10 protein-coding genes are annotated in these 12090 nt (G+C 66.3%); all 10 read right to left on the bottom strand.

The window, feature by feature from the left end; translation table 11 throughout:
• Positions 1-366: 366 nt before the first annotated feature.
• The 10 genes from BMX07_RS12675 to BMX07_RS12630 all read right to left on the bottom strand — a co-directional run bounded on the left by BMX07_RS12675 (position 367) and on the right by BMX07_RS12630 (position 12073).
• Complete coding sequence (locus tag BMX07_RS12675) at positions 367-1428, bottom strand: TrmB family transcriptional regulator (RefSeq protein WP_090618248.1); 1062 nt, start codon at positions 1426-1428, stop codon at positions 367-369.
• A 334-nt stretch (positions 1429-1762) separates the two neighbouring features.
• Positions 1763-3982, bottom strand: coding sequence for a glycoside hydrolase family 3 N-terminal domain-containing protein (locus tag BMX07_RS12670; RefSeq protein WP_090618247.1), 2220 nt, complete (start codon positions 3980-3982; stop codon positions 1763-1765).
• A 62-nt stretch (positions 3983-4044) separates the two neighbouring features.
• Positions 4045-5139 carry an ABC transporter ATP-binding protein gene (locus BMX07_RS25565; protein ID WP_090618246.1) on the bottom strand — a complete coding sequence of 365 codons (1095 nt, stop codon included), beginning with the start codon at positions 5137-5139 and terminating at the stop codon, positions 4045-4047.
• Positions 5136-6245 (bottom strand): ABC transporter ATP-binding protein, encoded by a 1110-nt coding sequence (locus tag BMX07_RS25560; protein WP_090618245.1) that lies wholly within the window; start codon positions 6243-6245, stop codon positions 5136-5138. The genes BMX07_RS25565 and BMX07_RS25560 overlap by 4 nt, the downstream gene beginning before the upstream one ends.
• Before the next feature lie 3 nt (positions 6246-6248).
• On the bottom strand, positions 6249-7364 hold the full coding sequence (locus tag BMX07_RS12655) for an ABC transporter permease (RefSeq protein WP_217643685.1): 1116 nt from the start codon (positions 7362-7364) through the stop codon (positions 6249-6251).
• Positions 7351-8367, bottom strand: coding sequence for an ABC transporter permease (locus BMX07_RS12650; RefSeq protein WP_090618244.1), 1017 nt, complete (start codon positions 8365-8367; stop codon positions 7351-7353). The genes BMX07_RS12655 and BMX07_RS12650 overlap by 14 nt, the downstream gene beginning before the upstream one ends.
• A gap of 25 nt (positions 8368-8392) precedes the next feature.
• Positions 8393-10105 (bottom strand): ABC transporter substrate-binding protein, encoded by a 1713-nt coding sequence (locus BMX07_RS12645; RefSeq protein WP_090618243.1) that lies wholly within the window; start codon positions 10103-10105, stop codon positions 8393-8395.
• Positions 10106-10268: 163 nt separating this feature from the next.
• Positions 10269-11195 (bottom strand): HEAT repeat domain-containing protein, encoded by a 927-nt coding sequence (locus tag BMX07_RS12640; RefSeq protein ID WP_090618242.1) that lies wholly within the window; start codon positions 11193-11195, stop codon positions 10269-10271.
• Between the two features lie 102 nt (positions 11196-11297).
• Positions 11298-11519 (bottom strand): hypothetical protein, encoded by a 222-nt coding sequence (locus BMX07_RS12635; protein ID WP_090618241.1) that lies wholly within the window; start codon positions 11517-11519, stop codon positions 11298-11300.
• Between the two features lie 194 nt (positions 11520-11713).
• Complete coding sequence (locus tag BMX07_RS12630) at positions 11714-12073, bottom strand: hypothetical protein (protein ID WP_090618240.1); 360 nt, start codon at positions 12071-12073, stop codon at positions 11714-11716.
• Between the last annotated feature and the right edge of the window lie 17 nt (positions 12074-12090).

Here is a 12090-nt window from a genome sequence, read left to right as displayed (position 1 = left end):
GTGGAATCGAACTCGATCGGTCTCCGCTACCGACCCACCATCGCGTCGAGAGGGTTCGTCTCGAGTCGTCACCGAGCGAGAGCGGATCGGCGGTTCGGACCGACGAACTCGTGCGGCCGCTCGGAAACCGGGGAACCGATCGACGCGCGTCCCGGATTCGTGCGGCTCTTCCTCGCGCGAGACGAGCGGGCGTTGCACAGCCCGTGATCCGACCGACCGTCAGTTTCACAGTTAAATTACAGCCATATACATGTAATCGCCAGATCGACTCGATCGCCTCGGTTGGCGAACCGGCGTCCCCCGTCGTCCCGGTCCCAGATCGGTGTGGCGCTCAACGTCGCGGTTCGCCGGCCCGACGGACGCGGGTTACGGGTCCGGAAAGTCGATCCCCTCGACCCGAATGATCTCGGCCTCGACGTCCTCGTACAGCGCGCCCCAGCCGCCGATCGAGACGACCTTCCCCTCCGTCTCGAGAAAGAGCGTGACTTGTCCGGCGAGATCCGTGTACGTGGGTTCGTTGGGCAGGCCGAGTCGACTGCCCCACGTCGCCCAGACGAGCTCGCCGTGGAGTTCGACGCGCTCGCCGGTCGCCGTCCGATGGCCGATCACCCGCAGCGTCATCCCCGCGTCGTCGCGGAGCAGCGAGGCGGCGTCGTGGACGAACCGCTCGATGCTCACGTAGGTCGGCACCTGGGTTCGATCGACGTGGAGCCGTTCGTTGTGCGCCCACACACACGTCCGAAAGTACCAGTGCATGATAAACGAGAGGATCTCGTCGCCGATCGTGATCCCGTAGGAGCGGTCGCTGTGGACGTTCGGGGCGAAGAACGCGTACCGGCGGTCGACGATCGCCAGGAACGGCCCCGGAATGGGGCAGCGCCGAACTTCGAGGACGCCGTCGATGTCGGGAACGTCCGTCTCGCCGGCGTCGTAGATCGCGATCTGGATCAGCACGCCGTTCTCGGCCGCGGTCTCGATCGTCGGCCGTAACTCCTCGAGTTGCTCCGGTGTCGCGGCCAGCGCGACGGAGACGGACGATTCGGCGATCGCGTCCCCGGTGCTCCGGAGGACCGTTTCGGTCCGTTTCAGGACGCTGATCCGCGAGTCCTGGGGATCCGGCCGCTCCCAGCGGTCTTCGATCTCGCCGGCGGCGTCCGCGAACATTTCGCTTTTCCGTCGCAGTCGATTGAGGACGTCGACCGGTTCGCGCGGTCGAGCGAACAATCGATCGCGCTCGAGCGTCTCCACGAACCCCTCCTCCTCCAGCGACCGGACGACGTCGTATATCCGGGAGGACGAGACCGACGACTGGTGTGCGATTTCGACGACTGGAGACGAGCCCGCCTCGAGCAGCGTCAGGTACACCTCCGCCTGCTGGCCGGTCAACCCGGCGTCCTCGAGCGCCCCTCGGAGCATCTGTGTATCCATAGATTGTGTCTCGTTTCCGGTCGTACAAAAATCTATGTTCTGCTAGACTCGTTGTTGATAGAACATATGTTCCAAACATATATTATATACGATGATTGTACCGGACATTCCGCTTCCGTCCCTCGATTTGCGTACGGATATTCGTTTTCCACTAGCCGATACACAAACGTATTTGCAAGTCGGCGAACCGGATCAGTCTCGGAAGACGACCGTTGTGCGAGTAAACGGCTGGTTCAGCGGGAGTTACGTCGTGAGTACTCGATGGCTTACAACGCGGTCGGTACCGTCGGCCGGCGTCGGAACGAAAAGATGCGAACGCGGTCTCGACGAGGTGTTACCGTCGCTCGGCGCTCGACTCGACCGTGACGGTCGCCGAACAGCCCTCACAGGAGAGTTCGAACGTCCCCGGCTCGACCGCCGTTCGTCCGCTGGAATCGGTCACGGCGAGCGCGTCGTTGGGAATCGTCACCTCGGCGGTCGTCGACTCACCGGGCGCGAGGCTGACCCGTGCGAACCCGACGTGTTCGCAGACGGGGCGAACCCGCGAACTCACCTCGTCCCGCAGGAAGAAGTCGAGCGAGCGATCGCCCGGCCGGTCGCCGACGTTTTCGACGGTGATCGACGCGGCGATCGATTCGGCGGGGCCGATCCGCGAGTCCGCGACCGACAGGTCCGAACACACGAACTCGGTGTAGCTCTCGCCGTGGCCGAACTCGTAGAGGGGATCGTACGTGTCGGGGTGTTCGTCGGCACCGATCGGCGTCGGGTGCGCGAAGTGGTTGAACGTCGTCAGGAGATCGTCCGCCGAGCGCGGAACGCTGATCGGGAGTCGACCCGACGGGTTGTAGTTCCCGAACAGGACGTCCGCGATGGCCTCCCCGCCTTCGCTTCCCGGATAGTAGGAGTACAACAGCGCGTCGGCGTTGGCGGCGCTCCAGGAGAGCGACAGCGGCCGCCCCGCGATCGCGACGACCACCAGCGGCGTCCCGGTCTCGTGGACCGCCTCGAGCAGGTCGCGCTGGGCTGGGGGCAACTCGAGTTGGGATCGGGTCGGGAAGCTTCCGGTCGGCCCGACGAGTTCCCGCGGACCGAACTCGTGGTAGTACCACCCTTCGCCGACGGCGACGACCGCCACGTCCGCGTCGGCCGCCGCGTCCGCGGCCGCGTCGAGGTCCCGTCGTTCCCGGAGGGTTGCGCCCTGCTCGTAGCGGACCGTCAGCTCGTCGCCGGCCCGCGTTTCGAGTCCGTCGAGGATCGTCGATCCGGACGCCGGGTCCGGTTCCTGAACGCTCCACCCGCCGTACTGGTTGCGGAGCGACGCAGCGTTCGGTCCCGCGACCAGAATCGAGTCGACGTCCGCGGACAGCGGGAGCACGCCGTCGTTCTCGAGGAGCGTCTGGGATTCGCGGGCCGCTCGCAGCGCGGCCGCCCTGTGGGCCGACGAGCCGATCGTGGTCCGGACCGTCTCGACGTCGACGTACGGGTCCTCGAAGAGGCCGAGCGACGCCTTGAGCGCGAGGATCCGAGCGACGGCCTCGTCGAGTCGCTCCTCCGAGAGCTCGCCCGACTCGACGAGGTCCCGAACGTGGGCCGCGTACTCCTCGCGGCCGATCGAGATCAGGTCGAGCCCGGCCTCGATCGTCGTCCGCGCCGAGTCGCGCTGGGTGGCCGTCACGCGGTGGTCCTCGTGAAGGTGGTCGATCCCGCCCCAGTCCGAGGCCACGGGGCCGTCGAATCCGAGCCGCTCGCGCAGGAGTTCGGTCAGATACCGCCGCGAGCCGTGGGCCGGCTCGCCGTCGATCGAGTTGTAACACGGCATCACCACCGACGCACCGGCGTCGATCGCCTCGACGAACGGCGGGACGAACAGCTGGTGGATCGTGCTCGGGGACCGGTCCACCGCCGCGGCGTCTTCGCCGCCCGCGGGGTCGCCGTAGGCGGGGAAGTGTTTCGCCGTCGCGGCGACGCGCGGACTCCCCTCGTCGGACTCGAGGCCGCGGACCGTTTCCCGGGCGAACGTCCCGCACAGCAGCGGGCTCTCGCCGTAGGTCTCGAACGTTCGTCCCCAGCGCGGGTCCCGGGCCACGTCACACGTCGGACCGTAGTTGAGCGTCGCGCCGGTCGCCCGCATCTCTGCCGCCGTGATCTCGCCGGCCGTCCGCGCGAGCGCGGGGTTGCGGGTCGCGGCAACCCCGAGCCCATGGGGAAACACCGTCGCCCCGTCCACGTACGCGTGTCCGTGAACGGCGTCGACGGGGAGCAACAGGGGGATTCCGTGGCGCGTCTCCTCGAGTGCGACCCGCTGGAGCCGGTTTGCGATCTCGGCGACCCGCTCTGGATCGTGATACGTGGAGACGCCGATTCCGAACGCAGCGATCGTTCCGACGCCCGCATCGCGGACGAGCGCCGCCGCGTCATCGACGTTCAGGTCGACGTCGCCCATCGATCCGACGAACGCGCCGACGAGTTGTCCGGCCTTCTCGGCCAGCGTCATGCGCTCGAGATCGGGTACTGGACAGTCCTCGCTCTGGGAAGCGGTCTCTGAACCGGTCATTCGGTTTTTCAGTCGTCCGGACGGCTCTTAAAATTAGGTGTCGCGGGCCCGCCGGGGCGACCTCAATCGGAGGATGCGGACGGCCCGTCGGTCGGTTCGTCCGCTCCGGTGAGCGACGGCGTCGACCAGTACTCGTGGTCGTCGAGTTCGCGGAAGCACGCCACCTCGTGGTCGGAGCCCGCATCGACGGGGGCGGGGCTGGCTCGCCGGCACGCTTCGCGCGCCTCGGGACACCGCGTGTGGAACCGGCACCCGCTCGGCGGGTCCGTCGGATCGGGAACGTCGATCGTTCGAACCGGCGGCTCCGCCGCGTCGGTCCCGGCGTGGAGATCCGGCGTCGCCCACCGGAGCACCTTCGTGTAGGGGTGTTTCGGGTTATTGATGACCTGCTCTGCGGGGCCGATCTCGACCAGCTGGCCGAGATACATCACGCCGATTCGGCCGCCGGCGTGAGCGGCCAGGTATCGCGCGTTCGAGAGGTCGTGAGACACGAACACGAACGACGTGTCGAACTGCCCCTGCAACTCGAGCAGCAGGTCCATCATCTCGACGCGCAGGGAGACGTCCAGCGCCGAGATCGCCTCGTCCGCCAGGATCAGGTCGGGGTCCATCAGCAGCGCGCGGACGAGCGCGACCCGCTGTTGCTCGCCGCCCGAGAGCTGGTGGGGGTACCGCCCGGCGTAGTCGTCCGGCGGCGTCATCCCGACCCGCTCGAGCATCGATCGCACCTCTCGGCGACGGTCGCCGGCGCTCATCCCGGACTGCCAGCGCTTGAGTGGTGCCTCGAGGATCTTCATCACTCGGCGGTTCGGGTTGAGCGCGCTGCCGGGGTCCTGGTGGATGATCTGGAGCGACCGCCGGATCTCGTCGTAGGGGATGTCGACGTTGCCGCGGCCGTCCTTCGCGTCCCAGATGTCCTGGCCGCGATAGCGGACGCTCCCGCCGGTCGGCCGCTGGAGCCCGATCGTCGTCTTCCCGAGCGTGGTCTTCCCGCAGCCGGACTCCCCGACGAGGGCGATGACGTCGTTTTCCTCGATGTCGAGCGAGACGCCGTCGACGGCCCTGACGACTTCGGGGTCGCCGAAGTCGAACAGGCCCTGGCTCTCCTCGAAGTGGACCTCGCACTCCTCGAGCGAGACGAGCGGGGCCCCGCTCATCGGCGCTCCTCCGTGATCGACGCCCCCGGGTCCTCGTCGAGCCTCTCGCCGGTGAAGGGGACCGCCTCGGCCGCGTCTTCCCAGTGGAAACACGCGACGTCGTGGTCCGGACCGGCCCGCGTGAACGCCGGCTCGTCGGCGACGCAGGTCTCGTCGGCAAGCGGACACCGCGGGCCGTACGTACATCCCTGCGGGACGTCCACCGGGTCCGGCGCGGCTCCCTCGATCGACTGCATCTCTTCGAGCGGCGCGTCGAGGTTCGGCGTCGCGTTCAACAGCGCCCGCGTGTAGGGGTGGGCGGCGTGCCGGAGGATCTCGTCGGTCGGCCCCATCTCGATCAGTTCGAAGGCGTACATCACGGCGATCCGATCCGCGAGTTCGGCGACCAGCGGCAGATCGTGCGTGATGAACACCATCGTCAAATCGTACTTCTCCCGGAGGTTCTCGAGCAGGGAGAGGATCGACCGCTGCATCAGCAGGTCCAGCGCCGCCGTCGGCTCGTCCATCACGAGCACGTCCGGCTCGAGGACCAGCGACAGGGCGATCAGCGCCCGCTGTTGCATGCCGCCGCTGAGTTCGTGCGGGTAGGAATCGAGGATGCGCTCGGGCTCGAGGTAGAGGTCCGAGAGCAGTTCCCGCGCCCGCTCCATCCCCGCCTCGACGTCGTCGTCGTGGGCCTCGAGGGTCTCGACGAAGTGTTCGCGGACGCCCATCGTCGGGTTGAACGAGCTCATCGCGCCCTGGAACACCATGGAGATCTGCTCCCAGCGCAGCCGTTTCAGCTGTCGATCGCTGAGCCCGAGGACGCCGACGGGGTCGCCGTCGTCGGGGTAGTAGGTGATGTCGCCGGAGAGGACGCCGGGGTCGACCACCGCGTCGAGCATCGCGGACGCGAGCATCGACTTGCCGCTGCCGCTCTCCCCGACGACGCCGAGGATCTCGCCGCGCTGGACGTCGAGGTCGACATCGTCCAGAACGCGGGAGACGCCCCGCTCCATCTCGAAGGAGACCCGGGCGTCGCGGATCTCGATGATTCGGTCGCTCGTACTGTCCGTACTGTCTGTGCCGTGTGTCGTCCGCGTGGATTGTGTCTCTTGCTCGGTCATTGTTCAGGCCGGTGGATTGACTTCGTGGTCGGTGTCGTCTTCCCGGACTGTCTCGCCCGCGTGGCGCGTTCGGACGCGCGGGTTGAACAGCCTGTCAGTCCCCTGTGAGAGGAGGATCAGTGCCATCGACAACAGGACGATCGGAACCATCGGGGCGACGAGCATGTACGCCTTGCCCGAGACGGTGAGGGCGTTGTACAGGTTGTACGCCCAGTCGAGCATCACGCCCCAGTTCTCGGCCATCCCGCCGCCGAGCAGCCCCAGGTAGTACAGCGCGATGCTGTCGTAGATGACCCGTCGGGCCGCGTAGACGAAGTTGACGGTGATGTACGGCATCAGGTTCGGCAGGATGTCCTTCCGGATGATCTGCGGGGTGGAGATCCCCATCGTGCGCGAGGCCTCGACGTAGGACTTCTCGCGCAGGGACAGCACCTGCGAGTGGATCGTCCGCGCGAGGCCGGCCCAGATGTTGATCGTGATGAGAATTCCGACGACGTACGGCGACGACGGCTGGATGATCGCGACGAGCACGACGACCAGCGGCAGGCCGGGGATCGACATCGCGATGTCGACGATCGTGTTCAAGACGGACTCGACGGTCCCGCCCTTGTAGCCGGAGACGGTTCCGACCACCGTGGCCATCATCGTCGAGAAGACGCCGCCGGCGAGGACCATCTGCAACATGCTGGGCGTCGCCCAGAGGATGGCCGAGAGGATGTCGACGCCGTTGTCGAACGTGCCGAAGGGGTGCTGCCAGTTCCGGAACGGCCGCACGCTGCGCCGTTCCTCGTCGACCCCGACCGGACTCCGCGGCGCTTCGAGTTCCCAGGGGGAGCCGACGACCCGAAGCACGTCGTTCAGCAGAGTGTAACCGGCTTGGTGGAGCCAGACGAGGACGGCTGTCGCGACGAATCCGCCGAGGATGATCAGCGCGACTTTCGTTCGCCAGTCCGACCACGCCACTTTGAACGGGGCGACGACCGACTCGTCGACGGTTTCCCGAGCGCGCTGGCGACGGGTGACGACCGTGGCCGCCGAGTCGCCGAACATGCCGCCGGAGCCGCCGTCGGTGCGACGGTCGCCGTCCGCGTCGCCGCGACCGTCCTCAGTACGCTTCACCTTGCTCACCCGATTTGATCCGCGGATCCAGCATACTGTAGGTCATGTCCGCAACGAACGTGGCGATCACCACGCACACCGTGATGACGATGAACGTGCCCATCATCAGTGGGATGTCGTTGGCGTCTATCGCTTCGTACATCCAGTAGCCGACGCCGTGGTACTGGAAGATCTGCTCGAGCACCACCGACGATCCCAGCATGAACCCGATCGAGAGCAACAGGCTGGTGTAGAGGGGGAGGATGGCGTTGCGTCCGACGTATCGGAGCGCGATCCGTCGCGAGGAGAGGCCGCGAAGTTCGGCGACCCTGACGTAGTCCTCCCCGAGGGTCTGGATGCTGTTGCCCCGCATCGAGAGGGCGAGCAGTCCGTAGCCGGTGACGATATACGACAGCGCCGGCAGCGTCGCGTGTCTGAGCGCCCCCCCGACGAACGCGAGGGTGAAGCCGGGGTCGACTCGCGGCGGCTGCCGTCCGCGCGGCGGGAACAGCTCGAGGATCGGCGCGTCGCTGTGGCCGACCCAGAGGATCAACAGGAACGCGGCGACGAAGTAGGGTATCGAGGTCGTGACGATCCCCACGAATGTGTTCACGAGGTCGAACCACGATCCTTCCCGGTAGGCCATGATCGCGCCGAGCGCCAGGGAGACGGCGAACATCCCGAGGGTCGCGAGCGACATCACGAGGAGCGTCCAGGGGACGGCCTCGGAGAGCGTCGCGGTGACGTCCTGACCGGCCACGAAGGAGTAACCGAGGTTGCCGTCGAGCAGTGCCGACATGTACGTCACGTACGCCTCGACCACCGACGCGTCCGGGTCGAACATGAGCCGGCTCTCGATCGATTGCCGCACGACCTCCGGGTCGATGTTACTGTTCTGGACGATCCGGTCGACCATGTGATCGACCAGGGATCCTGGAACGTTCCACGCCAGGACAAACGCGATCGTCACGACCGCCCAGAGCGTGAACAGTGCTTGTCCGGTCCGCTTGAGATACCAGTTCATAGCGAAGGGAGAGAGCAACCGTCGGTCAGTCGTCGAACTTCATCAGGCCGGGCGTGTCGTACCCCTCGAGGCTCTCGTCGACCTTCGGGAGCCACCACATCGGCCAGTAGGAGTAACAGTGCGGCGAGTCGTCGGGGATCTCGAACCGATCGCCGTTGACGAACGACTGCTCGTACTTCTCCATGACGTAGATACAGGGCACGTCCTCGTTGACGACACGAGCCAACCGTTCGACGATCTCCCGTTGCTCGGATTCGTCCGTCGTCGTCGCGAGCGTGTCCAGTTCCGTTTCGATATCGATCGTCTCCCCGTCGAGGTCGACCTCGGACGGGTAGTTCGCGAAGTGACCGTCGGTATCGCGCAGCCGGTTGCGAAGAATGTAATCCAGCGAGAAGTACGGGTGGTTCATGCGCGGCGCACCCCCCTCCGTGTGCTGGTCGACGAAGAGGTCGGGACCGGACCCCGCGTAGCTCCCCGGCCCTTCGGATCGGGGATCGGTCGACGCGTCCCAGCCGGCTTGATTGAGGTGGTCGACGATGATTCTGGCCGCGTCCGCCCAGTCGGACCAGGTCTGCGGGTACGTCAGCTCGATCCCGATCTCGCCCATCTCGTAGCCGGCCTCGTCGAGCAGTTCTTCGGCGCGGTCGGGATCGTACTCGTAGACGGTGAACCCGTCCGGCTCGGTGGAGCCGAGCCAGTCGTCAACGCTGGCCCACGTGAGTCCGGTCGGTGCGGGATGGTGGCTGACCTTCGTGCTCTCACCGATCGTTCCGATCACCCCCTCGCGATCGATCGAGTGGTACAGCGCCTGTCTGACCGCCCGCTGGTCCCAGGGCTCCTCGTCGTGATCGAACCAGATAGCCATCCCGAAGCCCCCGGGAACGCGGAACTCGTGGATGTCGTCCGGGAACTGTTCGAGAACCTCCGGGGGAGCGAACAGGCTGTGTTGCCCGTCGGTTTCGCCGTTGATCAGCGACTCGTGGGCGCTGTTGTTCCCGTCGCGGAACTCGACCCGGTAGCCGTCCCAGTTGTACCGGTCGGCCAGGTGGTGATCGGCGTAGTCGTCGAGTCCGTCGCGGGGCTCGGTCTGTGAGTACGTGTCGTTGTGTTCCGTCAGCGCGATCGGCCCCGACGGATCGGGTTCGTCGATTTCGATACCTGCGGGATCCTCCTCCCAGTTCTCGCCCTCGAAGGTTGCCGGCGAGTACGCCGCCCGTTCGGGCAACAGCGCGTACTCGATGAGGTCCGGGTTCGTTCCCTCGGGATAGGAGACCGTCAGCTCGTAGTCGCCGGTCGCTTCGACGTCGTCGATGAACTGCCAGACCGGCTGATCGGCCGCCTCGAGGACCTCGAGCTGGAAGACGAGGTCCTCGGCGGTGACGTCGTCACCGCTGCCCCACGTGAACTCCTCGGAGAGCGTGAGCGTCAGTTCGCCGTCGTCGTGTGTCCACTCGCGAACGAGGTGCGGGTGGAACTCGTCGTCGTCGACCAGATACTGGGTCCACTGGGCGAACAGCCCGAACTCGTCGTGCGGAATCTCCCAGCCGACGAGAGGGTTCCAGTGATAGTTGCTGGCCGGAAAGTCGGCCTGGGTACCGACGAACCAGTTGCCGTCATCACCACTACCGCCGCCGAGACAGCCGGCGACCGCAGCGACACCAGTCGCACCCGTGAGCGATACGAATTCTCTTCGGGATACTATATCGCTATAGTCCCCACTTGTTTGGCTGCGAACCATACGGTCCCTTAGTCAATGTTGAACATACATAAGTGTAGGGATGTGTTAAGGGGAACTATATTGCGGGGGCGCACAGTGGCGTGTCGCACCGCACACCGAACGTCCCGGCCCGTTCGACGACACGAGACGCGGTAACGAAACCAGCGACGGCGAACGCCCCCGTTCAGGACGACTCGGCGAGCCAATCGGCGGTGTCCGCGGCCAGTTCACCGAGCTCACCGTCGCCGTCATCGGCCACGTCTCGAAGCGGTCCGACCGCGTCCGTCGCCTCGGCGAAGCCCAGCGCACGGACCGCGTGTGCGCGGACGAACTCGGCGTCGTCCTCGAGTCGGTCGATCAACGGGCCGATCGCCGGCTCGACGACTGTCGGATCGGCTTTGGCGACGTTCGCGACCGCGTCGATCGTCGCCGCGCGAGCGAGGGGCGGGTCGTTCGAGAGGGCGGGCGCGAGTTCGTCGATCCGGTCGGCGATCGCGTCGGGCTCGAGCGCCGTGACTTCGACCAGCGCGTGCGCCGCGAACTCCCGTATCCCCCTCGTTCGCGCCTCGTCTTTCGCGATCTCGTCGCGTCGGGACGCCAGCAGGTTCGCGATCGACGCTCGCCGTTCCTCGGGAACGTCCTGCAGTTCCGTCGCATCGGGTGCCCACACCGTCGGCGGATCGACCAGCACGTCGAGGAGCCGATCCGCCTCCGGCACGAACCCGGCCGGATCCGACTCGAGCAACGGCCCCAGCGCCCGTGCCGCCCTGTAGCCGGTTCGTGGCGGGTGCTCGTCGAGCGTCTCGACCAGCGTCGGGAGCGCCGGCCGGACCGCGTCGGGACGGTCGGCCGCGATCGTCCCGAGGACGGCAGTGGCGGTGCTCCCCGCCACGGAAAACTCGTCGTCCAGACAGTCGATGACGCGGTCGGCGATCGCCGCCACGCGGTCGGCGTCGTCGTTCGCGACGAGGAGTAGACACCGCAACGCAACGTTGCGGACCTGCCCCTGGTCGGCGTCGAGCAGCGCGACGACCCTGTCGATATCGACGTTTTCGGGCTCGTTCCGTGCAGTCTCGAGGATAGGCTCGTCGTCCGGAACCTGTGTGGGCATAGCTAGCGCACACCAGCTACAGGTAAAAGAACGCTACGGTTCAACTCGCCAACGAGAGGTGGGATCGGACTGGTCGGCGCGGACGAGCGGCGGACGCGCTCCTCAGAGCCGATTGCAGTGGCGGAGAACGACGGCGAGCCCGACCCAGGTGACGCCGAGAATGGCGAAGACCATCACCGAGACGACGAACGCCCCCTCGGACTGATCGCCGAGTACCATCGCCGCCAGGTTCAACACCCCCATCACGGTGACAGCGACGAGCATGAGATAGAAGATCGCCGCGTGATCGCAGACGATGGTCCAAAACTCCTCGTACGCGCTCATCGTCTCGCCTCCACCGGCGAATCGACGTCTCCGGACATACCGATCCGTCCTCACTAGTCGGTATTAAAACATACCGCTCAGGAGGTCCGTAGCGGCGGCGCCGACGACCGGGCCCCTCGGCCTGCCGACGGTCGAACGGTTGCCGAGAGATCCCCGAATCGACGTCGGACCGCTGCAGTTCGTCCGGCGTCCGGTTACGGGACGATCGGGGCCAGCAACGGTTCGCGAGACACGAGGAGGACGACGTTGTTGCTCGCGAAGAGTGCGTAGAGGACGACGACGCTCACCACGAAGCCGACGTCGAGCGGTCTCGAGAGGACGTACCCGATACCGATCACGAATCCAGCGTAGATGAGGGCGGCGAGAACGACGCCAGCGAGCCCGAAGAGATCGTAGAGGAAAACCGTCACGGGATTCAGTTCGTACGCGTACGGGACGGTAAAGAACAGGACCGTCGCCACGAGGTCGACGAACCAGACGCCGAAAAAGGTGGCTCGGAGTCCGCTGGTCCCCGGCCGATCCAACCGCCGTTCGGACGCGCTCGTGATCGTCATACGAGAACGAACGGGTT

This window comes from Natrinema salaciae (assembly GCF_900110865.1).
In the GTDB taxonomy this organism is placed as follows: Archaea; Halobacteriota; Halobacteria; order Halobacteriales; family Natrialbaceae; genus Natrinema; species Natrinema salaciae.
Note: the sequence above shows the minus strand (reverse complement) of the source record. Positions and strands in the feature narration are given on the sequence as shown.